The organism is Sporomusa intestinalis (assembly GCF_055383785.1).
The window spans coordinates 3117501-3143704 of sequence record NZ_AP042390.1 but is presented as its reverse complement, the minus strand read 5'-3'; the positions used below and the strand labels follow the sequence as shown (position 1 = coordinate 3143704).

Sequence of the window (26204 nt, the reverse complement as noted above, 5' to 3'; positions counted from 1 at the left end):
CAATTTAATCAATCGATTAATTAAAGGGAGAAGAGGTGAATTTGTGGAAAAAGACGCCAAGGAAAAACTGCTGGCGGCGGGTGAAAAACTGTTTGCCGAACAAGGGCTGGCCGGGGTGTCGATAAGGCAGCTGGCTAACGAAGCGGGCACCAACAGTGCTTTAATTTCGTACTATTTTGGCGGTAAGGAGGGACTGTATGCGGCAATCCTGGAAAAGCAGTTTTCGGCGATCAATGAGCTGCTGGACAGGGTAAAGGGGAGCGGCGCCTCGTCGACCGACAAAATTGTGGGCTATGCCCATAATGTAGTAGCTGTTCACAAAAAAATGCCCTTTTTAACCAAATTTCTTATGGGCGAATTATTAAATCCCTCCAAATTTTTTGCCCCGGTTATCCAAAAATATATTGAACGCATCTATTTGTTTATAACGGCGACGCTGCGGGCAGGCATTGCCGCCGGCGAGTTCCGCAAGGATCTGGATGTTCATACGGCGACACTGGCTTTGGCGGGGATCATGAATTTTTATTTTATTGCCAGGCCGATAACCCGTCATTTTGCCGCAAGCGAGTCAGATCAGGATGTACAGTATGCCATGGATGCTATAGAGATTTTTTTGAACGGGGTGAAAAATCATGATGGTTAATAAGAAGCTGCTGGCCGGGGCCGTGCTTGTTATTATTGCCGCCGGCGGGGCCGCGTACCAATATCTCCGGCCGGTCCCGGCCGCCATTACGGCTACCGGTACGATTGAAGTCACCAGAGCCGATATTATGCCCAAGGTCAATGGGTATTTGACCAACTTGACAAGCCAGGTTGGCGATACGGTACAGGCCGGGCAACAAATTGCCCGGGTAACGCGAAACGATTTAGCAGCCCAGGTGCTTAGGGATGAGGCGGCGCTAGCCAAAGCGGTTGCCCAGCTACGGGACCTGGAGGCCGGTCCGCGCAGCCAGGAGCTGCAGGAAATGGAGGCCGCGCTGGCTTCGGCCCGTTCGGTATATGAGAAAGCCCGGCAAGATTATGAACGCTATCAAAGTCTGTATAATGTCGGGGCTGTCTCAGTCCAGCAGCTGGATACGGCCAGTTCCAATGTAGATGTGGCTTATAATGCCATGGTAGCAGCCAGCCAGCGTTATAATTTGGGGCTTGAGGGCAGCCGCCAGGAAACCATTGAGGCGCAGCGGCAGGAGGTAGAACGCAGTAAGGCGGTGCTGGCGGCCAGCCGGACGCTGGTAGAAGACACGGTGGTGCTGAGTCCGATTAACGGCCTGGTTCTAGTTAAAAGCTTTGAAAACGGCGAGTATGTCAACCCCGGGGCGGCGGTACTCACCGTCGGCGATATGAGTGACTGCTGGCTTAAGGTCTATGTGCCGTCAACCCAGCTGGGGCTGATTGCCGTTGGCCAGGAGGCTCAGGTTAAGGTTGACTCTTTCCCCCAGCGCGTATTCAGGGGGGAAATCAAGGAAATCAGCCAGAAAGCCGAGTTTACCCCGCGCCAGAGCATAACCCAAAGCGAACGGGCCAATCTGGTATTTGCCGTTAAAGTAAAGCTTGATAACAGCGAAGGCATTTTGAAACCGGGCATGCCGGCCGATGTGGTGCTGCAATGATTTGTTTAACAAATGTAACCCGGCGGTTTGGCCTGCTGACGGCAGTGGACAATCTTAGCCTGGAGATTAAAGCCGGCAGTATCTTTGGGCTGGTAGGCCCGGACGGCGCCGGCAAGACGACCACAATCCGGATGATTACCGGCATTATGGCCCCTTCCTCCGGACAAATAAGCCTGCTGGGCAGCGACAATGCGGAAGCGGTAAAAGACCAGATCGGTTATGTGCCCCAGAAATTCAGTCTGTACGGGGATCTCACCGTGATGGAAAACATCCGGGTCATTGGTGCATTATACGGGGCCGGTAGACAGCGGGTGGAGCAGCTGGGCACAGAGATCCTGGCCTTTACCAACCTGCTGCCGTTTAAAGACCGTCTGGCCGATAATCTGTCCGGCGGGATGAAGCAGAAACTGGCCCTGGCAGCCGGGCTGATGCACCGGCCGAAAGTGTTTTTTCTGGATGAACCGACTACCGGTGTTGATCCGGTGTCCCGGCGGGAATTCTGGCAAATGCTATATCGCCTTAATCAGGAAGGCACGACAATTGTAGTCTCCACTCCTTATATGGATGAAGCTGAACTGTGCACGTCCGTGGCCTTTATGAATCAGGGCCGGATTGTTGCCTGCGACACGCCGCCTAACCTGAAAGCCAGGTATCCTTTCCGCCTGCTGGAGCTAACGGTTGAGAGCAAGGCGGTAAAGACGGTGCTGGCCCGGTGCCCGGTGCTGGCCGTAAACTCTTTTGGCGACCGCTACCATCTGGTTACTGCGCATGATCCGGCGGTGGTCCCCCAGGTGGAAGAGGCCCTGCGCACAGCCGGGCTGGGGGAGTATTCGCTGCAGGAGATCGCCCCGACCTTAGAGGATATTTTTGTCTATTTTGCCGGGGAAGGAGGGGGCCCATGTACGCCATAGAAACGGAAAATCTTACCCGGGTGTTCGGTGATTTTACGGCGGTTAATCAGGTCAGCCTGCGCATCCCGCAAGGCAGTATTTACGGCTTTCTCGGCCCCAATGGCTCGGGGAAATCGACCACAATCCGGATGCTGTGCGGCATCCTTGCGCCCTCGCAGGGCAGGGGCCGCCTGCTGGGCCTGGACCTGGCGGGCCAGAGTGAGGCCATTAAGGCTAAGATCGGTTATATGTCCCAGAAATTCAGTTTATATGAAGATCTCACGGTATTGCAAAACCTGGAGTTTTATGCCGGCCTGTACAGCCTGACAGGTGCCCGGCGGCACGAACGGATCCGGGACATGCTGGCGATGGCCGGCCTGGACGGGCGCCGGCATGACCTTACGGCTACCTTGTCCGGCGGCTGGAAACAGCGGCTGGCCCTGGGGTGCTCCATTCTCCACAACCCGCCGCTGCTGTTTCTGGACGAACCCACCGGCGGCGTTGATCCCATGTCCCGCCGCCTGTTCTGGGATATTATCTATCAACTGGCCCAGCAGGGAACCACGGTGATGGTGACGACCCATTTCATGGATGAGGCGGAGCATTGTGACGCCATCGGCTTTATTTACGAAGGGATGCTGATTGCCGATGATACGCCGGCTAACCTTAAAAGGAACCTGCCGGGTCTGTTGATAGAGATTCCCGCCCCGGACCCGATGGCGCTGTTTAATGCCTTAACGGCGCGGCAGCTGGAGGTGCTTGACATGTACCCCTATGGCACAACTGTCCATGTGCTTATTGGTGAAAACCGGCTGGCAGACTATCAGGAGTTTGCTTACCGGCCGATAAAGCCGTCGCTTGAAGATGTTTTTGTGTATTATGTCAAAACGAAGCGGAAGGAGCTGGTGGTGTGATTCGTCTGAGAGCCTTGCTGATTAAAGAGTTTATCCAGATGCGCCGTGACCGTTTGACGTTCGGGATGATGGTGGGGCTGCCCATCATTCAGCTCCTGCTGTTTGGTTTTGCCATCAACACCGATGTCAAGCATCTCTCCACCATCGTGTTTGACCAGTCGCTGCAGCAGGAGGGACGCGACTTGCTGTCGGCTTTTCAGGCCAGTGAATATTTTAATATTAAATATATTGCAACCAATTTCCAGGAGGTGACGGAAGCTGTCGAAAGCGGCAAAAGCAAAGTGGGGATTATTATCCCGCCTGATTACACGGAAAATATCAAACATGGCCGCAGTGCGGCGGTACAGGTTATTGTTGATGCCTCTGACTCGATGACCGCCTCCTCGGCCATCGCTTCCGCCCAGTTGATCGGCCAGCTCCGGTCCCAGGAAATCCTGGCTCAGCGGCTGCAGGGCCTGCAGGGGCGGCAGGCCGAGCTGCCTGTTGACATTCGCATCCGGCCCTGGTACAACCCGGACTTCATCTCGCCTTTTTATACGGTTCCCGGCATTTTGGGCGTTGTCCTCACCATGACAATGGTTATGATTACGTCGATGGCCATTGTCCGCGAACGGGAACGGGGCACGCTGGAGCAGCTGATTGTCACCCCAATGAAGTCCCATGAACTGATGCTGGGCAAAATTATCCCATATATCTTTGTCGGCTATGTCCAGGCGACACTGGCCCTGGCGGTGGGGGCGCTCGTCTTTGACGTGCCGCTGCGGGGCAGTCTTGGCCTGCTGTACGGCCTGACCACGCTGTTCATTATTGCCTCCCTAGCCTTAGGTGTTCTTATCTCCACCCTGGCCAAGACCCAGATGCAGGCGATGCAGCTGTCCTTTTTCATTTTTCTCCCCAGTGTGCTGTTATCCGGCTTTATGTTTCCCCGGGAGGCAATGCCGCAGCTGTTTTATCAACTGGGACATTTGCTGCCGCTGACATTTTATCTGGAGATCCTGCGGGGGATTGTGCTGAAAGGAATCGGCCTCAACTTCTTATGGTCCCAGGTTTTGGCCTTAATCGTCTATATCGTGGCTGCCCTGTCGCTCAGCATCCTGAAATTTCAAAAGAAAATCGCCTGATGCACAGCGGCAAGGGGGGGAAGAATCCCGCCGGCTGGTAAAAGAAACGTTGAATGAGTAACAAATAACAAAAAGGCTGACGCCGGCCAGGTTGTTTTTGACCTGGGTGGCGTCAGCCTTACTCATTCACTTATTTACTATAGGTTTGCAGATAGTCTTGGCCTAATCGCTCGTACAACTCTAACTGCTGAACAACCGCAAGTTCTTGCGATGTATTTAAGTTATTGACAAAGGTGCTGCCAATCGCTTCTTTGACAATGCTTTCGATCTCAAAGCGGCAATAACCTAAAAAGGCTAAGCGTTTTATCAGTTGCAAAATACGCTGCTTCATACTCATACCTGATTCCTCCTTAAAAAATATTGGTAATTCATTGCGTTACCAAACGCAATCAGCCGCAATTACCCTCGACTATTACCAATTTACTATTAGAACAAGAGAAATCCGGAGAATTACTTTTTCTAAATAGGGGTTTTAAACCAGATGGTCAATAATCTTTTTTATTATATTATAAATGGTGAATATAGTCAAGAAAAATAATTTAATAATACCAGGGAAAGCTAGAAATGGAGGCGAAAATCTGTGAAAAATGAGTTTGGTCAGATTATTCCCATATCGGCCTGGCGTCAGTCCGGCGGCTTTTCGTCTTGCGCGAACCGGCCGGCCGCGGAGAAACTGGTAAAGGCGCTTGTGTATCCGGAAGACGGTGGATATGTTGTGGCTTTTGGCCAACCGCCCTATCTGTGGCGCCGGCATGCCTCCCTGGCGGAGGTGGAGCAGACCTATTTTTATTTGGACTGGTCTGTCCCCCCGGCGGCGCCTGCTGCCGGCACCGCACCGGTACTTGTCGGCAAATTGTAAGGCCATGAGAAATCTCCCCGGCCAGGTGCCGGGGAGATTTCTTATATGCTGCGGATCTGTGAAACAATTCCGGTAACCGGGCATACTATTGGTTTTGAGGGGGTAACCATGTTATAATAGGTGCGTTAACGTGTTTAAAGGAGCTAAAAGGGTGACCATGACTAACATAAACAATGTCTATGAGGAAGTTCGTGTTTTTTTTGATGAAGAAGCCGAATGGGATATAGCGATAAAGCGGGAATGGATTGAGGGTTTTCTCCGGCAAAAGGCCTGGCAGGGGGCCAGCGATGAGGACCTTAAGGATGCCTGGCGCAATCTGCAGATGTTTGTGCTGTACCTGGCCTATGCGGGGGAGACGGTTGTCGATGAGATGACAGCTTCCGAGTATAGCCTGGCCGTCGAATGGATGATTGTCCAGATCGAGGATTTTAAGCCCAGTCTCAGGAGTGTCCGCCATCTATTTGCGGTACTGCAGGATTTTTACGGCTATTTGGCTACCAGGAAAATCATTGCCGAAACAGCGGGGCTGCAACAGGCGATGGAGTATATGACCGGCGGCAAACGGCTTAAGTTTATCGAGGTTGATACCGGGCAGGAGGACTTGCAGCTGTCTGCTGACGACACAGGCCTGACAGCCAAATCGTTGCTGACTATGCCCCAGGATATCGGGCGCATTGTGGGCGAGGCGGTAGAGCGTCTGATGATTAAGTTCAGTGCCTATTTTCAACAGGAAAATTTTGTCAATGACTTTGACCGGGCCCTGATGTTGTATCTCGGCCCTTTAAACCAAATGCCGGACAATGAAAACGACGATGAGTTCTGGCTGGGATTTTGGGATTATTTTCTTTTTGACTATCATTTGCTGGCCAACGACAGAACGCCGCTGGTCCAGTTTCATATGGACTGCAGTGAGCGTCTGGCAAGCGAAGAGCGAAAGATACTGCAGGAGCTGATGGGGGCAAAATTCACGGTGTTTTATGTGGAAAGCGTATTGAATCAGGATTGGGTTGAATGCGTTAATCTGCTGACAGAAGAAAAATTCCGCCTGCCTAATCCTAATTTTGACTATAAGCTTGTAAAAAAATTATTGTTTTACGGCCATGTTTTTCTGCAGCAAGAGGAGAAAGAGCTGGTCATGATTAACTTTATTACCAGTGTGGAGATCAGCAGTAATTTACGCCGGCGGATTAAAGAAGAGATTATCAGGCAGAAGGTTATGCTGCAGGTGCAGCAGCCTGATGCGACCTGGGATGATTTTGTTGAGCGTCATGCGAATGCGGTTCGGCATACCATTGATCTCCTGGCTACCTGGGCCAGGGTTAATGTTACCTCCTATGCCCAGGTGGAGCGGGTATTTCCCCAGCCTGTCAGTCCAGATAGGGACAGTGCCGCCAATAGTGAGGTTTCCGAGCTGATTGATCAGTTTATGCCTAAATTTGGTTATTCCTACCATGATGCCGTGCTGGCCCGCAAGCTGTGGGAGGACTTTGCCGGCATGGGCAACGTAAATGTCCGTAAGCCGGCTGCCTGGGCCTCTGCCGTTATTTATGCTTATTCCCAGATTAATACCGGTGAGGCCGAGGTGCCGGCCGAAACGCTGGCGGAGGAAATGGCGGTAAGCAAATCCAGCATCAGTGTAAACCGGGCTAAAATGTTTGACGTATTGAAACTGGAGCGTTATGATCTCCGCTATCTCAGTGAAGAAGGCATGGTTGCTTTATTATATGATTTGCAGTAAGGTAAGGAGGGTAGAAAATGGAATGTCCTAATTGCAGTGCCCACGTAGAAGCCGGGGCCGGCTGCTGCCCCCATTGCGGCCAGGAACTGGCAGTTAAGGTGCTCAGCCGCCAGGAACGTGATAATTTTGATGGAATTACTATTGAAGACAGCAGCACCCAGGGCGAAGGCCAGGGGCGGTATACGGGTTATGACCCCGGCAGCAGGAACAAGGTGAAGGGAATTAATATTGCCTTCGAATCGTCCGGCTGGACAGGGAAATTGATTATCGCTGCTGTTTTTGCTTTATTGATATTCTTTTTCCTGCCTCTGCTGTTATTTATTCTGCTGGCGGTCGGGGCGGTGCTTGCCACCGTCTGGCTGTTGCGGCTTTTTAGAAGATAAGGCATAAGAAAACGCGACTGCTAGCGCAGCCGCGTTTTCGCGTTTTATAAGCGTGATTGGGGCGTAAGGGTAAGGTAGAAACTCAAGGTACAGATAATAACTGATTTTTTAAACGCTGGTATTCCTGCGTAAAATACACGCTGTTTTGGGCTTCGCGATGATCAAAGCCGTAGGCCCGGCGGCTGACGGCCAGGACCGGCGGTGCCTGAATCCGCTTGGCCACGCCCATGCCGGTATAGAGGCGCCACCAACGCTCCAGGTCCTCGATGAATTCACGCGGTCCCGGGAAGAGGCTGCTTACCAGACCGGGTTCGCAGCCCAGTTGTTGTTCAAGCACAGCCGGGCCTTGGCTGTACCAGTGCAAGATATCCTCCGGGGTTGCCCTGTTCCAATACTCCATAAACGCCCGGAATAAAAAGTCGTGATAGGGGTAGATGATGGGATCGCCCTTGCCTTCGTCAACAGATTGATCAAAAGAAAGCTCGGCGCTTGGCACTAGCGCAATGGCCGCCTGCGGGATCACTTCCCGGTTAAACACCTGCGTATTTAGATACTCTGCCAGTTGATAGACCTGGTGTTTCCAAAGATCAGCCAGGGCGGCCAGGAAGCCGGCCTGGTCGCCGTACAGCGTAGAGTAGCCGACGGTAAGCTCGCTTTTGTTGGCATTGCAGGTGAAGCCGCCGCCAAAAGCGGCGGCTATACCGGCGAGCAGCCGGGCTGACCGGTCCCGGGCCTGAATATTTTCCAGCGCAAAGGACGAAACAGACAGCTTGCTTTGCCGGCCGCTGCCAAGATGGATTACAGGGGTGCCGGTTAGTTGCGCGGCTGTATGTTCCACGGCCTGACCGATCGGCATAACGGTGTACAGGCAGCCAAGATTGCGGGCTAGTTGTTCAGCCAGGTCCTTGGTTGTCTGGGAATTGAATTTACTGGGCATATTTACTAATAAAATATTGTCAGGGCTGAGGATACTGGCGTATAAAGCGGCAGCTACCGCCGAGTCAATGCCGCCCGATACCCCGATAACCACCTTGGTTATGCCGACAGACTGCAGGAATTGCTTAACACCGTAATGGATAGCCTGGTACAGGCTGCTGACGGTAAAGTCATCAGGCACCTCTACCAGGGGCAGGTTCTGGCCGCCTGTGTCCACGTCAAGCTCAAGATAGGCAACTGTTTCTGTGAAGGGCTGGCAATAGGCGACAATCTGGCCGGCGCTGTTGTATACGGTGCTGAAACCGTCAAAGGTGTAGACGGTTTTGCCGTTATTTTGCAAGCCCGTGTTATTAACATACAGCAGGGGCGTGCCTGCTTCCCGGGCTTGGCGGGAGAATACCCGGTTGCGCTTATTATTTTTGCCCCTGGTAAAGGGGGAGCTGGAAATATTAATAAGTAAGTCTAACGGGCCGTTGGCTTGCAAGGCGGCAATGGGATCCAGGCTGTAATCGTCATTCCAGCCATCTTCGCAGATAATACAGCCAAGCCTATACTCCCGGCCCCGGAGGGTTATAGTTACCGGTGTTAATAGCGACTCTATCGCTTGTTTTTGTTCAAATGCCAGTTTCCGTAGGCTGACAAAATGCCGGGTATCGTCAAATTCCCGGTAATTGGGATGGAGGGTTTTGATGCGGGCGGCAATCAACCGGCCGTTGTGGGCAACAAAGCAAGCATTATGCTTGCGTACCCGCCCGTCATCGCCATGCCTGTCCCAGTGCACTGCCACATTACCGAAAATGACGCAGATGTTCCGGGCGGCGGCAATAATCTGGCGGCCAAAAGCCTCGCAATCCCGTAAATAGGCTTGCTGCTCCCAGGCATCACCCAGCAGATAACCGGGGATGGCCATTTCCGGAAAGATAATGATATCTGCCTGGTGTTGGCAGGCATCAGTAATCATCGTTAACATTTTAGCGGTATTTAAGTCTGGCCTGCCGGGGATTACCTCCATCTGGCCTAATGCAATTCTGAGCAAAATCTTCACCTCAATCGTACAAATGACATAAATTGTACTTTTCGCTGCCTGCCGGCACTTGTCCTTCCCCGCTCTGTTATATATGTATTATTTGTAACTTTGTCAGCTTTAGACATCCAGTGTCTTGACCACATTATCTTTTTAGTTTGATGACGGCCAAAATGGCCAATGGCGGCGTCAGCCCCTCCTAGCAGACCCCTTCCAGTATGCGTCGTCGGCGCTTCCTTGCCCTTTGCCATTTTGTCTCGCCCTAAAACTAAAATATAACATGGCCAAGACACCCTAGTCTGCCGTCGTTCTTATGTCCACAGATTTATTTGTAAATTCTGGTAGACCTAAAAAAAGCCGCCTCCGGGCGGCTTTTAACTACGCAGCACATAATGAATACTGACCTCCTGCTGTTCAGAGAGATCAAGCACTGATCCGTTGTCAAGCTGGACCATGGACAGGGAAGGTTTCTCCTTATTGATAAATACCACCCGGCCCTCACGGCCGTCGGTAAGCGCTACCCTGTTGCCGGAAAGAAAGTTTGACATGTTGTCAATAAAGAGGATGCAGACTTTGGGATCAAGGCGGTAGACGTTATCGCGCAGTTTTTGCAAACTCAAATAAGGGCTTAATCTTGTATGCGGATCTTCCCGGTTAATTGTGAGGCATTCGTCATAGAAATCGGCTACGGCGATAATTTTGGCATAGGGATGAATATAATAATCCGTAATTCCACCCGGATAGCCACTGCCGTCCCGGCGCTCATGATGCTGAAAGACGGCGGCGGCGATGCTCTGGGCTACAGCGGGAATTTTGCTGACAAGCTCATAGCCGTAGGCGACATGTTTCTTGTATTGCTCGTAGTCGGCCGGGGCCAGTTTAAAAGGCTTATGCAGCAATTCGGGCTTTAAGCGGGCTTTGCCGACATCATGCAATAAGCCGGCCAGGGAAATGGCGTTGACCTGCTCCGGCGGATAATTGAGCCAGGTGGCAATGAGGGCGGCAATGGCGCTGACATTTACACTATGATACATTGTATAATCATCGCAGGGCGGCAGATTATACAGCCGGTCAATGACATTGCCGGCCGCGGTGACATCGGCGGTAATATCGGCGGCAGTGGCGGCCAAGGCCTCAAGCGGAACTTCCTGTGTGGCTCTAATATCAGCAAAGGCCTTTTGGACTACCAGGACAGACTGATTATAGGTATTAAGAAATTTTTGCAGTTTGGGATTGATAAGCGGATTGGCTGCGGTCACTTCACTGTAAATAAAAACTTTGGGAATCTGCCAGTTGCCCAGTTTTTGAATAGTATGCTGGCTGAGGATACTGTTTTTCGCAAACAGTATCTTGCCGTCATCTGAACAGATATCGTGGGCTAATTCCATTCCCGGCACCAGAAAATCAGTCCGTTGCTCGATAATTTTACGTTTTTCGTCGGCAGTTTCGCTCATAAGCACCTCTCATGCAGATATTATTCAACAGCATTTGGCAAAATCCTCCATTATCAATACTGGTATTGGCAGGAAAATTTACTGATTTGCTGGGAAATAGCAGGGATTTTATAATGGCGTGAATAAATAATATAATTAAGTATATTTTCTGGAGGTGTTACAGTGTCCAATTGTTCGACAATAATGGCGATTATCCAGGCTAATCGGGTAGAGACTGCTGTAAAGGTTCAAGATGTACTTACTAAATACGGCTGCCATATCCGGGTGCGGCTGGGTCTGCATGATGCGGCTGTCGGCGGCTGTACGAACAGCGGCATTATATTGCTGCAGCTGTGCGGCGAGGATGTGCCGGTTGATCTCATTGAACAGGAATTAAACGCAATACCTGATGTAAAAGTAAAGTATATGTCGTTAGAATAGGATGTACGAGCGCGGTCACCCGCGCTCGTACTGTTTATTGACAAATTGAGGCAACAATTATATACTGTGAAAAAATGCAAAAGCTAAATAGGGACTGCGGCAGTAATATGCTTGTGGAATAAGCAGGAAAAGCCTGTATTGTTACCGAAATTGTATTGGCTGTAGTGAAAATGTCCGGCTGTGTGCCGCTTGTAATAAATGACAGAAACTTGCCCCCCGGCGGCCTGCGCACAGGCCCTGGCAGTTTGGGGCGTTACGGAGGTTAAAACGGTTTATGAAAACAAATGCCGCCAGAATCCTGGATGGTCTTAAGATTGCCTACGAACTTAAAGAATACGAAGTGGATGAGCAGGATTTGAGCGCCACCAGTGTGGCGGAAAAGGTCGGCATGCCGCCGGCGCAGGTTTTTAAAACCTTAGTGGCCAGCGGCGATAAAACCGGGGTCATTATGGCCTGCATTCCCGGTGCCGCCGAGCTGGACCTGAAGGCGTTGGCTGCCGCCAGCGGCAATAAAAAGGTGGAGATGGTGCCGTTAAAAGAGGTTCAGCCGCTGACCGGCTATGTTAGAGGCGGGGTGTCGCCGCTGGGGACCAGGAAACGGTATCCCGTATTTCTGGATGAGAGTGCCGACAGGTGGCCGGCCATTGCCGTCAGTGCCGGGATAAGGGGGTGTCAACTGGTCGTTGCTCCCGCTAAACTGGCACAGGCTGTAAATGCTTCCTTATGTCAGATTGCCCGTAACTGATAAGATTTTGATTTTCAATTGTCCGGGGAGGAGTTCTTTTATATGGAGATTACTATTCATAACAGTATCAGCGATGCTGTTCCCAATAGCCGGTTAGGTTATCTGACTGTCAAGAACGTTGTTGTCCGGGGAACACCGCCAGGCTTGAGTCAGGAGTTTGCCAAGCTGCAGGCAGAAGTGGCAAAGGCCTATAATCTGGATATATTACCGAAACTTCCCCGGGTGCTGGCAGTCCGCAATATGTATAAAAAGCTTGATTTTGATCCGTCGCGCTATCGTCCGGCATCGGAAGCCCTGGTAAGGCGGGTGCTGCAAAAGAAAGACCTGTATTTCGTTAATAGTGCGGTTGATGTCAATAATTACTGTTCCATTAAATATTTATTGCCTTTCGGCCTGTATGATTTAGACCGGATCAACAGTGATATTATGTATCGGCGGGCCAGCGAGGGCAGTTACGTTAATATAGCCGGCCATGTGGTTTCAACTGAAAACAAACCGTTTTTAACAGACAGCAGCGGCGTATTCGGCAATCCAACCTCTGATGCCCGCCGGACGGCAGTCACGCTGGCAACCCAGAATCTTCTGGCCGTTGTTTATGCTGATGAATGTGCCGGCACCGATGAGCTGCAGGCGATCCTTGATTTTGCCGGCGATATGTTTGTTTGCTACAATGGCGGCACAGTCACGGAAAAAACTATTGTCCATACAAAGTAAATGATGCTGGCGCAGGCAGCGGGAGGGGTATGATTATGTATGTTAGCACACGCGGGGCAGCCGCAAAATTAACGGCCGCTCAGGCTATCGCCCAGGGGATTGCTCCTGACGGCGGCCTGTTTGTGCCGGAGGCGATGCCGTCGGTCGACGGATTCTTTTTGGACAGTCTGGTCCCGCTTACGTATCAACAGCGGGCCGCCGCGGTATTGGGTTTATTCCTGACAGATTATACGCAGGCGGAAATCGCCGAATGTGTGGCCGGCGCGTATGGCGGCGGCAAATTTGCCGATACGGCGATAGCTCCGGTTATTAAGGTAAATGAGGGGACCTTTGTGCTGGAATTATGGCACGGGCCAACGAGCGCCTTTAAAGATATGGCTCTGCAATTACTGCCCCGGCTCCTGGTGCGGGCCCTCAAAAAAATCGGCGAACAGGCCGAGATTGTTATTTTGGTTGCGACCTCAGGCGATACCGGCAAAGCGGCGCTCGAAGGGTTTAAAGATGTGGCGCAGACGCAGGTTGTCGTGTTTTATCCGGAAGATGGCGTCAGCCGGATTCAGCGGCTGCAGATGGTTACGCAGGAAGGCGGTAATCTCAGGGTAATAGCGGTAAAAGGCAATTTTGACGATGCCCAGACCGGTGTTAAACATATCTTTAACGACGATGCGTATAATGCTATGCTTGCAGACCATGGTTGTAAGCTGTCATCAGCCAATTCCATAAACTGGGGCCGGCTTGTGCCGCAGATTGTTTATTATTTTAGTGCTTATGCCGACCTGATAAAGGCTAAATATATCCAGGCGGGCGCGCCGGTTAATTTTGTGGTGCCGACAGGTAATTTTGGCAATATCCTGGCCGGTTATTATGCCAAGCAGATGGGATTGCCTGTTAATAAGCTGATATGCGCCTCTAATAGCAATAATGTGCTTACCGAGTTTTTGACAACAGGCCAGTATAACCGCAACCGCCAGTTCCATAAAACCGTTTCCCCCTCTATGGATATTCTCATTTCCAGCAATCTGGAACGGTTGCTTTATCACCTGACAGGGGGTGATTCGGCTCAGGTTAACCAGTGGATGACAGAATTGAATACTACCGGGCAATATAAAATTGCCGGCGAGTATTTACACGCCATTCAGGCTGTGTTTCCGGCTGCCTGGGTAAGTGACGAGGCAACGGCGGCCACTATCGGCAAGGTTCAAAAAGAGCATGGCTACCCGCTTGATCCCCATACGGCGGTTGCCTGGCAGGTCGCGGAAAACTACCGTCATTCATCAGGCGACACAACCCCGGTTGTTATTGTTTCGACAGCCAGCCCCTTCAAGTTTAGCGAAACTGTGCTGGCCGCCCTGGCCGGCAGCGGCAGCCTTGCGGGTAAAACCGAATTTAGCGCCTTGCAAGAGCTGGCCAAACTCATCAACAGGCCGGTGCCGGCCGCCCTGGCCGAACTGGAGAGTAAGCCTGTACGGCATACTGTCGTATGCGCCAAACAGGATATGCCCGCCGTCGTTACAGCTCAATTGCGGTTAAAATAATCAGGAAGAATGCCACATAACCTGAGTTTATGCGGCATTTTTTATTACCAGCTATACACTATTAACATAAACAGTAGATACTATATCGAAAAAAAATGTGGTTTTAGTAAAAAAAAGACGTTCTGTATACAAAATACCTATGTTATAATTAGAACAGGCTAGCCCAAAAACGGCGATAGATATAGGAAAGGGAGATGGAGTGTGAACGGGAATATATATAGCAATTTAAGTCCGGCACAATTGGTAGAAACAGCGATACGGCGCGGGGAAGGGCGATTAACTGCCAGCGGCGCGCTGCAGGTTACAACTGGCAAATATACAGGCCGTTCACCTGATGACAAATTTGTTGTCGACTCAGCCGCAGTGCATGGCAAAATTGACTGGAAAAATAATAAGGCATTTTCTCCTGCCAAATTCACTCAGTTATATCACCGGATGCTGGCATATATGCAAAACCGGGAATTGTTTATCTTTAATGGTTATGCAGGCGCCGCTGCCGGCAACCGTATCAGCGTCCAGTTTGTAAACGAATTCGCCTGGCAGAATCTGTTTGTTCAGCAGTTGTTTATCCGCCCCGCTACTGTGCAGACGGAGTTTACGCCGGATTATAAGGTGATTTGCCTTCCCGGCTTTAAAGCCGACCCGGGGCTGGACGGAACTGCCTCGGAGGCTTTTATTCTCCTGAATCTGGAACAGCGTTTGGTATTGATTGGCGGCACTCATTATGCCGGGGAAATGAAAAAATCAATATTTACGGTCATGAATTTTATTTTGCCTGAAAATAATGTTTTGTCCATGCACTGCTCGGCCAACGTGGGGGAAAAAGGGGATACGGCCCTGTTTTTCGGGTTGAGCGGTACTGGTAAAACCACGTTGTCGGCCGACCCGGCGCGCCGTTTAATCGGCGATGATGAGCATGGCTGGAGTGATGACGGCATTTTTAATATCGAAGGCGGCTGTTACGCCAAGTGTATTGGTCTTAAGCGGGAGACTGAGCCCCAGATTTGGGATGCTATCCGGTTTGGCTCGGTTTTAGAGAATGTAGTGGTTGACCCGGCAACGGGCCGGCCCGATTTTGCTGATGGCTCCATCACGGAAAACACCAGAGTGGCTTATCCGGTCGACTATATTCCGGAGGCTGTAATCCCCGGCGTGGCCGGCCATCCGCGGACAATTGTATTTTTAACAGCTGACGCTTTTGGCGTGTTGCCGCCGATTGCCAGGCTGAATGCCGATCAGGCTATGTATCATTTCCTGTCAGGGTACACCAGCAAGCTGGCAGGGACCGAACGGGGTATCACTGAACCGCAGGCTACATTTTCGGCTTGTTTTGGCGCCCCGTTTTTGCCGCTGCCCGCTTTGCGCTACGCTAAGCTTCTGGGCGAGAAATTAAAATCTCAGCAAACGAATGTATTTTTGATTAATACCGGCTGGTCCGGCGGACCTTACGGTGTTGGCCAGCGCATGAAACTCGCCTTTACCAGAGCCATGGTGACGGCGGCTATCGAAGGCCGGCTGGAAAACGTGGCTTACCAGCTGGATCCGGTATTTAACATCTATGTACCTGACAGTTGTCCCGGTGTGCCTGCTGACATTCTAACACCCCGTGCTACCTGGGCCGATCAGGCGGACTATGATCGCAAGGCCAGGGAATTAGCCGGCCTGTTTGTTAAAAATTTCAGCCGGTTTACTGATGCGATGGCGCCTGAAATTATTGCCGCCGGGCCCAGAGGGTAATGAATAGTAAAGACTGCCGTTCACAAGCGGCGGTCTTTTCATTTATCCTGCTAGAAAGGTTACTTTCCCTGGATAAGGGCAACATCGGCTTTCTCGGCGCAAGCCGTGTTTTCTTTATTCTACTATAGCCGGCAGCTTTTGTTTGAGCTGCAGAACCGGCGCGAACAAGTCGCCTAATTTGGCAGTGCGCTCCAGTACCTGGTCTGCAGTAAAGGATAATAATTCAGGCTTTTTCTGATCGGCCAGGTTGACAATTTCCTCCCAGGTTACCGGGGTTGAGACAGTGGGGTATTCTTTGGCCCGGAGCGAATAAACGCAAACGGTTGTTTTGTGTTCGTCGTTTTGGCTCCAATCAATAAATACTTTACCGCTGCGCAGTTTTTTTTTCATATTGGCTACAATCAGGTCAGGGTACTTTGTCTGGAAGCGGCTGGCAAGTACCCGGGCAAAGTGTTTCGTAGTCTCATAGCTTACCGCGGTGTTAAGCGGTATATAGAGCTGAAGGCCCTTCGAGCCTGATGTTTTGGGAAAGCTCTGCAGTTTGTGCCTGTCCAGATATTCTTTCAGGAGCAGGCTTACCTGGGCACAATCCACAATGGTTGCCGGCGGGCCCGGATCAAGATCAAAAACAAGAAAAGAAGGCTGGTGAACCGCCGGGGCCAAAGACAGTGAGGTATGGAGTTCAAGGGCTGCAAGGTTGGCAGCCCATACTAAGGTCGGCAGATCGGCGGCGTTGCAAAAGTTGATGTTCCGGTTATTGCTGCCGCTCCACACCGGGATGGTCTTAACCCAGTCCGGGTGATGGACCGGACATTCTTTTTGATAGAAGAATTTGCCCTCGGCCCCATGGGGATAACGCTTAACTGTCAGCGGGCGGTTGCGAAGATGGGGCAGCAGCACCGGCGCAATCCGGATATAGTAATCAAGCATCTGGCCTTTGGTGAAACCTGTGGCCGGATAAAATACCTTATCAAGATTGCTGATTTTTAATTTGCGGCCGCCTATGTCGACCGTAGTTTTGTTCTTATTGTCACTGGGCACTGGCTTTTTTCCTCCTGGGGACCGCTAGTTGCTTGGCAGCCTTGGCCTGACCAGCACCTTTGCCGCTGCTGCCATTTTGGCTTTTAATCGCGGAAATGCTGGCCTCCAGCGCCGCCATCAGGTCAATTACTTTGCCGCCTTCCTTAACTTCAGGCTGGCTGATCACAGTTTGACCTTCGGCCTTTTTCTCCAGCATTGCCAGGACTTGCTGATGATACTGGTCATGGTATTTGTCCGGTTGAAACCCGGTAGACAATGAGGCTATGAGCTGCTCGGCCATAGCCAGCTCCCGCGGCTCCGGTTCAGGTACATCAGGGGCCAGTTCTTCTAATTGGTCGATCCCCATAATCTCATCGGCAAAATGCATTGTCGACAAGGCCAGGGCTTTTCCAGCCGGCCGGATAGCGGTAAGATATTCTTTGTTGCGCATAACGACCCGGGCAATAGCTACTTTCCCTGTTTTAGCCATTGCCGACAGGAGCAGGGCATAGGCTTTGCCGGCTCCCTTATCCGGTGTAAGATAGTAGCAGCTGTCATAGTACAGGGGATCAATTTGGTCAAGGTCGACAAAATCCTCAATTGCTATCGTACGGGCATTCTTAGGCTGAATGGCTTCCAGCTCATCGCTGGTAACAACTACATACTGGTCGGGGGCGATTTCATAGCCTTTTACAATATTTTCCGCAGGCACCTCTGCGCCATCGGTTGGGCAGATTTTTTTTAGCCGGATCCGGCAGCCATCCGATTTGCGCAGTTGATTGAAATGAATCGATTTCTTTTTCACGGCGTTGTACAGTTTAACAGGAATGTTGACAAGACCGAAACTGATGGAACCGCTCCACATCGGGCGGGGCATAGGCACACCTCCGGTGATTAGTCTTCGCGAATTACCTGGCGGGGATCTTTATCCTCTCTCAACCCCTTGAAGGCTGGATGGCGCAGGGTGTCATTCGGGGTCCATTCAGTAAATTCAAACTCACCGATTAAGACCGGCTCGACGAAATGCGCGTTGTTTACAGCCGGCTGCGGGGCAAACGGACTGGTTGGCCTTGTTATCGCTGCCAGACGTTTGCTTAATACTGCCAGGAAATCTGTAGTAAAGCCCGTCCCGGCCTTGCCGGCGTATAATAATTGCTGCGGCACGCCCCGGGCCGCGGCTGCTTGCGGCAAAACGTCATAATAACCAAGGAGCAAGGCGCCAATGGTGCCGGCGCGCGCTCCCTGTCCGGGAACCCAGCCGCCAATAAGCAATTCCTGGCGGCGCTGGTTTTTGATTTTGAGCCAGGCGCCGGTGCGTTTACCTGGTTGATAGCAGCTGTCAAGACGTTTGGCGATAATTCCTTCCAGGCCGAGTTTGCGGCTGGCGGCCAGGATTTCACGGCCATCACCTGTTTTATAATCGGGGGTTTGCCAGTGCGCGCCGTCAAGCTGAAGGCCTTCCAGGATAGACCGCCGCTCGCTATAGGTCTTTGGCAGAAGCAGGTTGCCATTCAGCAGCAAAATATCAAAGATCATATAGTGAGCCGGTACCTTCGTCATCATTTCCAGGATGGTTTTATCCTGGGTGAGCCCCATGCGGTGCTGCAAGCGGGAGAAAGAGGGGAGGCCGGACGAATTGAAGGCCACGATTTCGCCGTCAAGAATGAGATCGGTACAGCTGCGGCCTGCTGCTTCAGCCAATGCGAGAAATTCGGGATATTGCCCGGTTATATCCTTCAGGTTGCGGCTCAGCAGCTTGTATTTGTTTTGTTCCAGATAGAAGACGGCTCTGATACCGTCCCATTTAATCTCAAAGCTGCAGTTGTCTTGTTCGTCAGGCAATACCCCGGGTTTTGCCAGCATGGGTTTAATTATCGGCATAGTGTCCTCGTCAGGTTGATTTGACTTTAGTTTTTACCGGCTGGATAAATATATTACACAAAATAAAAAACAGACCGGAAAACCGGTCTGTCAAAGGCATAAGTCAGGTATTTATCTGTTGGCCTGGAAGCATTCGCGGCAATATACAGGCTTGCCGGCAGTAGGACGGAACGGAACCTGCGTTTCGATGCCGCAAGCACTGCAGGTAGCATCAAACATTTCCCGTTGCGGACGGGCATTGCCGCCCACGCGGCCACCATTTTGACGTTTTCTGGCTGCACGGCATTCCGGGCAACGGGAAGGATCGTTCTGGAAACCCTTCTCAGCGTAAAAAGATTGCTCTGAAGCAGTGAAAGTAAAGTTTGCACCGCATTCTTTACAGGAAAGCTCTTTGTCTTGGAAATCCATTCTCTAACCAACCTCCGTAATATGTGTTTGACTCAAACAATTGCTGGTCGGTTGGTCAGGAATTAAAGCTGCTAGCCATCGAAAGCAATTATGTTTTGTCATATAAACAATATACCGCGTACCCGAAAAATTGTCAAGAGTTGGTTATTGTTTTTTCCAGTTCATCCAGCATTTTCGAGAATTTGTTCAGTGTAAGCTCGACTGGTGCCGGTGTGGACATGTCAACGCCGGCCTGTTGGAGAAGATTAATTGGATAGTCTGAACCGCCGCTTTTTAGAAAGGCGATATACCGTTCCTGGGCGCCGCCGCTTTGTGTCAGCATTTGTTCCGCCAGGGTGGTGGCGGCGGCGAAGCCGGTAACATATTGGTAAACATAAAAATTGGCATAAAAATGCGGGATTCTGGCCCATTCAATATTAATTTCAGGATCAACAACGATAGCCGGTCCGTAGTATTTAACATTCAGGGCATGCCATAATTCCTCAAGCAAATCGGCTGTCAGGGTTTCACCATTTTCCGCTTTGTCATAAATGAGTTTTTCAAACTCGGCAAACATGGTTTGCCGGTATACGGTCGCCCGTACCATTTCCAGGTATTGATTAATCAAATACAACTTCTTATGGGGATCCTTTGTTGTTTTTAGAAGATAATCGTTTAATAAAATTTCATTGGTTGTGGAAGCAACCTCGGCCGTAAAAATGGTGTATTGGGAGGTGGCGTAAGGCTGGGCAGCCTGGCTGTAATAACTGTGTATAGCATGACCCATTTCATGAGCTAACGTGCTGACATCCTCAAGACGGTCATTATAGTTCAGGAGTACAAAGGGATGGATGCCGTACACACCCCAGCAATAGGCACCTGTTTGTTTGCCTTTATTCTCATATACATCAATCCAGCCTGACGTTAATCCCTGCTGTAAAATGCCGGCGTATTCGGCCCCCAGCGGCGCCAGGCTGTCACGTACCAGCTTTTGTCCCTCCGGATAGGCCACAGTGAATGTTTCTGCCTGGGCCAGGGGGGTGTACAAGTCATACATATGGATGTTATCGAGCTGTAACACCTTTTGTTTGAGCGCAATATAGCGGTGCAGGGGGGCCAGATGGTTATTCACGGTGGTAAGCAGGTTATCATAGACACCGACCGCAATATTGTCATCAGCCAGGGATGCTTCCCGTGCTGTGTTAAATTTGCGGGTCCGGGCATAAAAAATATTCTTTTTGACACTGCCTGATAAGGTAGCGGCAAAGGTATTGCGGAACGCATGGTAAGCGCTGAATAAGCCGGTAAAAGCATCTTTGCGCACGCGCCGGTCGGCCGACATAATCAGGGCGCGATAACGGCCCTCGCTGAGAGCGAGGCTTTTGCCATCTTCGCCTTTTATGTCAGGAAATGTCATATCGGCATGGGCCAGCATAGTAAAGACCGTTTCCGCTGCTTGGGTGATTTCGACAGAACGGGACAGGATTTCTTCCTCGCCCGGAGATAAGATATGCTGTTGCTGGCGGGTCAGGTTATCAAAATAAAAGCTGTATTCAGCCAGCGCCGGATCTTGCCGGTAGCTTGCCAGTACAGCCGCCGGTATAGCCAGGATTTCCGGTTTGATGAAAGCGGTGGCCGCACCGGTTTCCGCCAGCAGGCCTTCGGTTTTGCCAACAAGTGCCTGATATTTGGCGTTGGCTGAATTCTCATCCCGCTGCAGACGGGCATAGGCCAGCAGTTTGCCGGCCAGGATATTGATCTCGTCCCGCAGTGTTAAGCAGGCCGCCAGGGTTGCCGGCGACTGGGCCAGGGTCCCCTGAAAGTTAGCCATAGGGGGGAGTAACCGTTTTACCTCACTGAAATCAGTTTGCCATAACTGTTCACTGGCATAGATATCTTCAATCTGCCATTTATACTCACGCGGTATTTCATCACGGGCAGGCAGTGCGGTGGCGGTTTGCGACATAAAAACACTTCCTTTCAGGAAATATAAGTAGTTATACTATATATTAGCTGCAACTGGTGGCATTTCCTGGTATAGCTTGCCTGAACAAATTATTTTCTATACTTTAAAGTATTTCAGAATGCCTTCGCAAATGCTTTCCGCCGCATTGTCCCGGCCATCCACACTGGACAGGAGCATTTCCTCCACCGCATGGGAGATGAACGCCACTTCCACCAGGATAGAAGGCATGTCGGTATAGCGCAGCACATAAAAGCTGGCAAAACGGGCGCCTCTGTTTTTGGTGCCCAGTTTTTCCGCCACGCATCGTTGCACGGCATTAGCGAGGTTCACCGAGTCTTTATCCCCATAGTGAAAGGTTGTTGTGCCAGACGCTGTGTTGCTGGTAAAGGCATCGTTGTGAATGCTGATGAATAAATCGGCTTCGGCCTGATTAGCCGCTTCGACTCTAGCTCCCAGCTCTTCATTGGCTGTTGCATCTGTATAGGCCACATCGGCATCTGTGTCCCTGGTCATTACAACTGTCGCTCCGTTTTTTTCCAGTTTTTCTTTGAGCAGCAAGGCAATTGCCAGGGTATTATCTTTTTCCATTGTACCGGTCGGCCCGAGGGCCCCCGGATCACTGCCGCCATGACCCGGGTCCAGGCAAATAACCTTGCCGGCCAGGCGGGCATTTTCCTCTTCGCTTCGTTCCTCCGTATGATTATCGGCCGGCAGTCGCGGCATGGAGGAATCTTTGGAGTTAATAAGCACCAGTTCCCGTTGTGCATCATAGCGGATTCCCCAGTTAAGAGCCTTGGCCATATTGCGGAGTGTTATTAATAAATCACGGTTGACGCGGGCGTTACCAGGCAGATAGCGCCCATCCATCATTATCCGCATACTGTTCACCATCCTCACAAAAGTATAAGTGAGCTACGGGGTAATGTTTACCTTGTTTTATTTTATGCACAGCCGGTTTTGATGGTGACGGTTTTAGTCTTACCGGCCGGGAGGATATTTGACAAGACTACCCGAAAACTACTATACTTGCAAGAGATTATATCAGCGGGAGAAGTACTAGATGAAGGTTCTGCTATCAACATTAAATGCTAAATATATTCATTCGTCGCTCGCGCTGCAGGACCTGGCGGCTTTTTGCCGGTCACCGGCATGGGACATTGCTGTCCGTGAATACACCGTAAATAACGGCTTGCTGGAAATATTGAGTGATATTTATGCTTGCCAGGCAGATATTATCGGTCTGGCCTGTTATATATGGAATATTGAAGCCAGTCTGGCGCTTGCCGCTTTGATCAAAAAAGTGCAGCCTAAGGCCGTTATTGTGCTGGGCGGACCGGAAGTCACCTATCAGCCTGAGGGTATATTAGCCGCCAATGGTGCTGTTGATTATATCGTTTTGGGTGAAGGCGAGCAGACATTAAAAAAACTGTTGGCAGCATTACTTCATAACCAGGCTGTGGACAACAGCGCCGGCCTGGCCTATCGCTGCAACGGGACAATCCTTGCCGGGCCGCCGCAGGTAGTTGCCTGTTTGGACGATATTCCCTTCCCTTATGTACAAGAGGAAATGGCCCTGCTCCAAAATAAAATCATCTATTATGAAAGCTCCCGGGGCTGTCCGTTTTCCTGTCAGTACTGTTTGTCAGGAGCAACAGCGGGGGTGCGATTTTTGAGCCAGGAGCGGGTCATTAGGGATTTGCAGTTTTTTGTTGACCACGATGTGCGGCAGGTAAAATTTGTTGACCGTACCTTTAATGCCCGCAAAGAACACTACTTTCCCATACTGAAGTTCCTGGCCGGACAAACCTGCCGGACAAACTTCCATTTTGAGATAGCGGCTGATATCTGGGACCAGGAAGTGCTGGAATTTTTACAACACGTCCCACCCGGGCGCTTTCAATTTGAAATTGGTGTTCAATCAACAAATGAGCAGACACTTGCGGCAATCAAGCGGCATAATAACTGGCCCAGGATTGTTGAACATGTCGGCAAGGTCCGCAGTTATGGCAATATCCACTTGCATCTGGATTTAATTGTGGGCTTACCCTACGAGAATCTGGCTGTATTTGCCAAATCCTTTGACGAGGTGTATAGTCTGCAGCCTGATATGCTGCAGATCGGTTTTCTTAAATTGCTTAAAGGCTCAGGCCTCAGGCAGGAGGCGGCAGCCCATGGTTATATTTATATGGACCATGCGCCCTATGAGGTGCTTGGCAACAACTATCTGGACTATGGGCAGATCAGACGGCTCAAACTGTTGGAAGCGGTGTTCGAGCAGGTTTATAACAGTGACCGTTTTACCTACAGTCTAGCGTGGCTGATTGCTCTAGCCGGTGAGGGAGCATTTAATTTCTATTATAAATTGGCTTGTTACTGGGAGCAGCAGGGGTATCAGCTGGCTGCCCACAGCGGCAAAACACTGTACAGGTATATGGCCGACTTTTGTGCGGCCTTGTACCCTGAGGCCGGGCAGGATTATCAGGAGTTTTTAAAGTTTGATGCCCTTATGAGCGAAAACGGTACGGTACGACCGGAGTTTTTACCCTGGAATCAGCTGAATCAGGCGGCAGCCGACAAATGGGCGGAATATAAAAACGCATTTTGGCGGGATACCATACGGGTCAGGCGGTATGTGCCCGATTTTACCTTTACCACGTGGCGGGACCTTAAAAAGCATTTTCATATTGAGGTGTTTAACATCGATATACCGGCATACCTGGACGGGGCTGACTATCCGGCCGGCCGCAACGTGGCGGTGCTTTTTTCCTACAAGCACACTAAACCAACATATCAGGTGATTAATGATGATGATTTCTGGACTTAGATATAATGCTTATTCGGATTACCTGCGCCAAAAGTATGGTGAAAAAGTGTACAAACTGCCAGTCAGCCTGCCGGTGACCTGTCCTAACCGTGACGGTCAGTGCGGGCACGACGGCTGTGTATTTTGCGGTGAGATCGGAGCCGGCTATGAAAACCTGCCGGCCTGGCTGACTGTCAGTGACCAGCTGGCTGCGAATAAAGCGCATATTGCCCCTAAATATAAAGCCAAAAAATTCATTCCTTATTTTCAGAATTTCAGCAATACCTATTTGCCGGTTGAACAGTTAAGGCGGCATGTCGTCGAGGCTTGCCAGGAAGATATTGTGGCGATTGCGTTGGCTACCAGGCCGGACTGTATCAGTGACCGGTATTTGGCGATGCTGGCTGAGGTCAGGGAGAAATACGGTATTGATATTACCATTGAACTGGGGCTGCAGACGGTAAATTATCATACTCTGGTGAAGATTAACCGGGGCCATACTCTTGCTGAGTTTATTGACGCCGCCCAGCGGATTAAACGCTGGCCGCTGGAGGTATGTGCCCATCTGATCCTCAACCTGCCCTGGGACGATATAACCGATGCAGTCGAAAGTGCCAAAATCGTTTCCGCCTTGAGGGTTGACCAGGTCAAGCTGCATGCTTTATATATTGTGAAAAATACGGTAATGGCCGACTGGTATCAAAACGGTGATATTACGCTGATTAGTAAAGAGGAATATGTTGCAAGAGCGGTTAGTTTTCTGGAACACCTGCACCCTGATATTATAATTCAGCGTTTAATCGGACGGGCTCCTGCCGCCAATACGCTGTTCACCAACTGGCAGACAGGCTGGTGGAAAATACGGGAAGCCATTGAACAACAATTGCTTGCCCAGGATACCTGGCAAGGAAAAAAATGCCTTTATTTAAATGGACCGGCAGTAAGAAACATGTGAACAGGCAAACTATAGTGAATTTGTTAGAAAAAACTTTCTTTTCTGTCATTTGCTAAAGCTGTTTACAAAGCTAACAAGAGTTGTTAATATTATAACTGCAGTTCAAAATTAAGGAGAGTGTAGTATTTAGAAATGAGAAAGCTTCAGTTACTGGAACAGATTGATAAACTGGCAGCATTACTTCATAGCGATGATTTAAAAGACCTCAATCTTACTAAAGGAACAGTTAATGAAATTCGTCAGAAACTGGATATTCTGACTGATGAATATATTCAATGCTACTGTTAAGCAGCAAGAAACATCGCTTCCATACGATGTTTCTTATTTTTTTCTATGTTCAGAACGTATGTCGGCTTTCTAATTTTCGCCTGGCAGTAATACTAATATAAATAACACAATAAGATGGTTGACACCCGCCTTTGTGCATGTTAATATATGAAGGTCGGCTATGGAGATAACGACAATAACTTCCAAAAACAACTATAACGACACATAAAATACGATGTGTTAACATGGTTAAGCTGTTGTTCGTTACAGTAGTGAAAATTGCCGGCCGTGCTAGTAATTCCGGCAAACGAAATGACACTGGCGCATCCATGCGCGTCGGTCCCGGGCAGAGCGTATCGTCCATGATACGCCCGTGACACTAGCGCATCCATGCGCGTCGGTCCCGGGCAAAGCGTATCGTCCTGATACGCCCGTGATCCTAGCGCATCCGTCGTTCCCTGAAAACTGAACAATGTAAAGAAATGCATCATTAAAAGCCAGATGTGCGGTGTGCTGCTATGCAGCACAACCAACAACAAATTTGATTGAATTGAGCCGATAAAACGGCTTCAATATATATAGTCGCAAGACTAAGAACTTTATTGGAGAGTTTGATCCTGGCTCAGGACGAACGCTGGCGGCGTGCCTAACACATGCAAGTCGAACGGAGTATTCATTTATGGATACTTAGTGGCGAACGGGTGAGTAACGCGTAGACAACCTGCCTCTGAATTGGGGACAACACTGCGAAAGTGGTGCTAATACCGAATGTGGTATCTTGGTTGCATAACTGAGATAAGAAAGGTGGCCTCTCAAAGAAGCTACCGTTCAGAGATGGGTCTGCG

The 26204-nt window shown here is 50.4% G+C and carries 24 protein-coding genes and 1 rRNA gene (1 of these 25 only partly in view); 16 read left to right on the top strand and 9 right to left on the bottom strand.

Annotated features, from left to right (window positions below; genetic code table 11):
* Positions 1-43 precede the first annotated feature (43 nt).
* Genes ACZ481_RS14950 through ACZ481_RS14930 form a run of 5 tightly spaced genes read left to right on the top strand, consistent with a single transcriptional unit; the run spans position 44 to position 4535 of the window.
* Complete coding sequence (locus ACZ481_RS14950; RefSeq protein ID WP_464766146.1) at positions 44-643, top strand: TetR/AcrR family transcriptional regulator; 600 nt, start codon at positions 44-46, stop codon at positions 641-643.
* Positions 633-1610, top strand: coding sequence for an HlyD family secretion protein (locus ACZ481_RS14945; RefSeq protein ID WP_464766145.1), 978 nt, complete (start codon positions 633-635; stop codon positions 1608-1610). The genes ACZ481_RS14950 and ACZ481_RS14945 overlap by 11 nt, the downstream gene beginning before the upstream one ends.
* Positions 1607-2521 carry an ABC transporter ATP-binding protein gene (locus ACZ481_RS14940; RefSeq protein ID WP_464766144.1) on the top strand — a complete coding sequence of 305 codons (915 nt, stop codon included), beginning with the start codon at positions 1607-1609 and terminating at the stop codon, positions 2519-2521. The genes ACZ481_RS14945 and ACZ481_RS14940 overlap by 4 nt, the downstream gene beginning before the upstream one ends.
* Positions 2509-3414 (top strand): ABC transporter ATP-binding protein, encoded by a 906-nt coding sequence (locus ACZ481_RS14935; RefSeq protein WP_464766143.1) that lies wholly within the window; start codon positions 2509-2511, stop codon positions 3412-3414. Before ACZ481_RS14940 ends, ACZ481_RS14935 begins: the two co-directional genes overlap by 13 nt.
* Positions 3411-4535: an ABC transporter permease gene (locus ACZ481_RS14930; RefSeq protein ID WP_464766142.1), complete on the top strand. Its 1125-nt coding sequence runs from the start codon at positions 3411-3413 to the stop codon at positions 4533-4535. Before ACZ481_RS14935 ends, ACZ481_RS14930 begins: the two co-directional genes overlap by 4 nt.
* 130 nt (positions 4536-4665) lie before the next feature.
* On the opposite strand, the gene ACZ481_RS14925 is transcribed toward ACZ481_RS14930, so the two are convergent.
* Positions 4666-4872 carry a hypothetical protein gene (locus ACZ481_RS14925; protein WP_464766141.1) on the bottom strand — a complete coding sequence of 69 codons (207 nt, stop codon included), beginning with the start codon at positions 4870-4872 and terminating at the stop codon, positions 4666-4668.
* A gap of 243 nt (positions 4873-5115) precedes the next feature.
* Between ACZ481_RS14925 and ACZ481_RS14920 the strand changes: the two genes are divergently transcribed.
* The 3 genes from ACZ481_RS14920 to ACZ481_RS14910 all read left to right on the top strand — a co-directional run bounded on the left by ACZ481_RS14920 (position 5116) and on the right by ACZ481_RS14910 (position 7515).
* Positions 5116-5394 carry a hypothetical protein gene (locus ACZ481_RS14920; protein WP_464766140.1) on the top strand — a complete coding sequence of 93 codons (279 nt, stop codon included), beginning with the start codon at positions 5116-5118 and terminating at the stop codon, positions 5392-5394.
* 151 nt (positions 5395-5545) lie between these two features.
* On the top strand, positions 5546-7132 hold the full coding sequence (locus ACZ481_RS14915) for a hypothetical protein (RefSeq protein WP_464766139.1): 1587 nt from the start codon (positions 5546-5548) through the stop codon (positions 7130-7132).
* 17 nt (positions 7133-7149) lie between these two features.
* Positions 7150-7515 carry a zinc ribbon domain-containing protein gene (locus ACZ481_RS14910; protein WP_464766138.1) on the top strand — a complete coding sequence of 122 codons (366 nt, stop codon included), beginning with the start codon at positions 7150-7152 and terminating at the stop codon, positions 7513-7515.
* Positions 7516-7597: 82 nt separating this feature from the next.
* Here the strand turns inward: ACZ481_RS14910 and nadE are convergent, their stop codons facing one another.
* Together nadE and ACZ481_RS14900 are read right to left on the bottom strand one after the other, a co-directional pair.
* Complete coding sequence (gene nadE, locus ACZ481_RS14905; protein ID WP_464766137.1) at positions 7598-9487, bottom strand: NAD(+) synthase; 1890 nt, start codon at positions 9485-9487, stop codon at positions 7598-7600.
* Positions 9488-9849: 362 nt separating this feature from the next.
* Positions 9850-10929, bottom strand: a complete 1080-nt coding sequence (locus ACZ481_RS14900; RefSeq protein WP_464766136.1) for an HD-GYP domain-containing protein — start codon at positions 10927-10929, stop codon at positions 9850-9852.
* 162 nt (positions 10930-11091) lie between these two features.
* On the opposite strand from ACZ481_RS14900, the gene ACZ481_RS14895 reads away from it, so the two are divergent.
* The 5 genes from ACZ481_RS14895 to pckA all read left to right on the top strand — a co-directional run bounded on the left by ACZ481_RS14895 (position 11092) and on the right by pckA (position 16080).
* Positions 11092-11349 (top strand): CPF_0552 family protein, encoded by a 258-nt coding sequence (locus tag ACZ481_RS14895; protein WP_464766135.1) that lies wholly within the window; start codon positions 11092-11094, stop codon positions 11347-11349.
* A gap of 274 nt (positions 11350-11623) precedes the next feature.
* The gene (ybaK, locus tag ACZ481_RS14890; RefSeq protein ID WP_464766134.1) at positions 11624-12094 is read left to right on the top strand and encodes a Cys-tRNA(Pro) deacylase; all 471 of its coding nucleotides are present in this window, start codon (positions 11624-11626) and stop codon (positions 12092-12094) included.
* 42 nt (positions 12095-12136) lie between these two features.
* Complete coding sequence (locus ACZ481_RS14885) at positions 12137-12808, top strand: B3/B4 domain-containing protein (RefSeq protein ID WP_464766133.1); 672 nt, start codon at positions 12137-12139, stop codon at positions 12806-12808.
* Between the two features lie 35 nt (positions 12809-12843).
* A complete protein-coding gene (gene thrC, locus ACZ481_RS14880) occupies positions 12844-14343 on the top strand; it encodes a threonine synthase (protein ID WP_464766132.1) in 1500 nt (499 codons plus the stop codon).
* Between the two features lie 201 nt (positions 14344-14544).
* Positions 14545-16080, top strand: coding sequence for a phosphoenolpyruvate carboxykinase (ATP) (pckA, locus tag ACZ481_RS14875; protein WP_464766131.1), 1536 nt, complete (start codon positions 14545-14547; stop codon positions 16078-16080).
* 114 nt (positions 16081-16194) lie between these two features.
* Here pckA and ligD (ACZ481_RS14870) read toward each other — a convergent pair whose 3' ends face one another.
* The 6 genes from ligD (ACZ481_RS14870) to ACZ481_RS14845 form a co-directional block, all read right to left on the bottom strand.
* Complete coding sequence (ligD, locus tag ACZ481_RS14870; RefSeq protein ID WP_464766130.1) at positions 16195-17121, bottom strand: non-homologous end-joining DNA ligase; 927 nt, start codon at positions 17119-17121, stop codon at positions 16195-16197.
* Positions 17111-17977 (bottom strand): non-homologous end joining protein Ku, encoded by an 867-nt coding sequence (ku, locus tag ACZ481_RS14865; RefSeq protein WP_464766129.1) that lies wholly within the window; start codon positions 17975-17977, stop codon positions 17111-17113. Before ku ends, ligD (ACZ481_RS14870) begins: the two co-directional genes overlap by 11 nt.
* Before the next feature lie 17 nt (positions 17978-17994).
* Positions 17995-18981, bottom strand: coding sequence for a non-homologous end-joining DNA ligase (ligD, locus tag ACZ481_RS14860; protein WP_464766128.1), 987 nt, complete (start codon positions 18979-18981; stop codon positions 17995-17997).
* 111 nt (positions 18982-19092) lie between these two features.
* The gene (locus tag ACZ481_RS14855; protein ID WP_464766127.1) at positions 19093-19389 is read right to left on the bottom strand and encodes a zinc-ribbon domain containing protein; all 297 of its coding nucleotides are present in this window, start codon (positions 19387-19389) and stop codon (positions 19093-19095) included.
* Between the two features lie 133 nt (positions 19390-19522).
* Entirely contained in the window at positions 19523-21334 is a 1812-nt protein-coding gene (gene pepF, locus ACZ481_RS14850) for an oligoendopeptidase F (RefSeq protein ID WP_464766126.1), read from the bottom strand.
* A gap of 96 nt (positions 21335-21430) precedes the next feature.
* Positions 21431-22213: an N-acetylmuramoyl-L-alanine amidase family protein gene (locus ACZ481_RS14845; RefSeq protein ID WP_464766125.1), complete on the bottom strand. Its 783-nt coding sequence runs from the start codon at positions 22211-22213 to the stop codon at positions 21431-21433.
* Between the two features lie 181 nt (positions 22214-22394).
* Between ACZ481_RS14845 and ACZ481_RS14840 the strand changes: the two genes are divergently transcribed.
* The 3 genes from ACZ481_RS14840 to ACZ481_RS14830 all read left to right on the top strand — a co-directional run.
* Positions 22395-24158, top strand: a complete 1764-nt coding sequence (locus ACZ481_RS14840) for a B12-binding domain-containing radical SAM protein (RefSeq protein WP_464766124.1) — start codon at positions 22395-22397, stop codon at positions 24156-24158.
* The gene (gene mnmL / locus ACZ481_RS14835) at positions 24142-25092 is read left to right on the top strand and encodes a tRNA modification radical SAM protein MnmL/YtqA (RefSeq protein ID WP_464770636.1); all 951 of its coding nucleotides are present in this window, start codon (positions 24142-24144) and stop codon (positions 25090-25092) included. Before ACZ481_RS14840 ends, mnmL begins: the two co-directional genes overlap by 17 nt.
* A gap of 866 nt (positions 25093-25958) precedes the next feature.
* Positions 25959-26204, top strand: a 16S ribosomal RNA gene (locus ACZ481_RS14830); it runs 1312 nt beyond the window's last position.

What these genes read in the sequence shown, in the direction of transcription:
- ACZ481_RS14945 (WP_464766145.1), top strand. Translation starts at nt 633, where the DNA reads ATGATGGTTAATAAGAAGCTGCTGGCCGGGGCCGTGCTTGTTATTATT.
- ACZ481_RS14940 (WP_464766144.1), top strand. Translation starts at nt 1,607, where the DNA reads ATGATTTGTTTAACAAATGTAACCCGGCGGTTTGGCCTGCTGACGGCA.
- ACZ481_RS14935 (WP_464766143.1), top strand. Translation starts at nt 2,509, where the DNA reads ATGTACGCCATAGAAACGGAAAATCTTACCCGGGTGTTCGGTGATTTT.
- ACZ481_RS14925 (WP_464766141.1), bottom strand. Translation starts at nt 4,872, where the DNA reads ATGAGTATGAAGCAGCGTATTTTGCAACTGATAAAACGCTTAGCCTTT.
- ACZ481_RS14910 (WP_464766138.1), top strand. Translation starts at nt 7,150, where the DNA reads ATGGAATGTCCTAATTGCAGTGCCCACGTAGAAGCCGGGGCCGGCTGC.
- ACZ481_RS14900 (WP_464766136.1), bottom strand. Translation starts at nt 10,929, where the DNA reads ATGAGCGAAACTGCCGACGAAAAACGTAAAATTATCGAGCAACGGACT.
- ybaK (WP_464766134.1), top strand. Translation starts at nt 11,624, where the DNA reads ATGAAAACAAATGCCGCCAGAATCCTGGATGGTCTTAAGATTGCCTAC.
- ACZ481_RS14885 (WP_464766133.1), top strand. Translation starts at nt 12,137, where the DNA reads ATGGAGATTACTATTCATAACAGTATCAGCGATGCTGTTCCCAATAGC.
- thrC (WP_464766132.1), top strand. Translation starts at nt 12,844, where the DNA reads ATGTATGTTAGCACACGCGGGGCAGCCGCAAAATTAACGGCCGCTCAG.
- ku (WP_464766129.1), bottom strand. Translation starts at nt 17,977, where the DNA reads ATGCCCCGCCCGATGTGGAGCGGTTCCATCAGTTTCGGTCTTGTCAAC.
- ligD (WP_464766128.1), bottom strand. Translation starts at nt 18,981, where the DNA reads ATGCCGATAATTAAACCCATGCTGGCAAAACCCGGGGTATTGCCTGAC.
- ACZ481_RS14855 (WP_464766127.1), bottom strand. Translation starts at nt 19,389, where the DNA reads ATGGATTTCCAAGACAAAGAGCTTTCCTGTAAAGAATGCGGTGCAAAC.
- pepF (WP_464766126.1), bottom strand. Translation starts at nt 21,334, where the DNA reads ATGTCGCAAACCGCCACCGCACTGCCTGCCCGTGATGAAATACCGCGT.
- ACZ481_RS14845 (WP_464766125.1), bottom strand. Translation starts at nt 22,213, where the DNA reads ATGCGGATAATGATGGATGGGCGCTATCTGCCTGGTAACGCCCGCGTC.
- ACZ481_RS14840 (WP_464766124.1), top strand. Translation starts at nt 22,395, where the DNA reads ATGAAGGTTCTGCTATCAACATTAAATGCTAAATATATTCATTCGTCG.
- mnmL (WP_464770636.1), top strand. Translation starts at nt 24,142, where the DNA reads ATGATTTCTGGACTTAGATATAATGCTTATTCGGATTACCTGCGCCAA.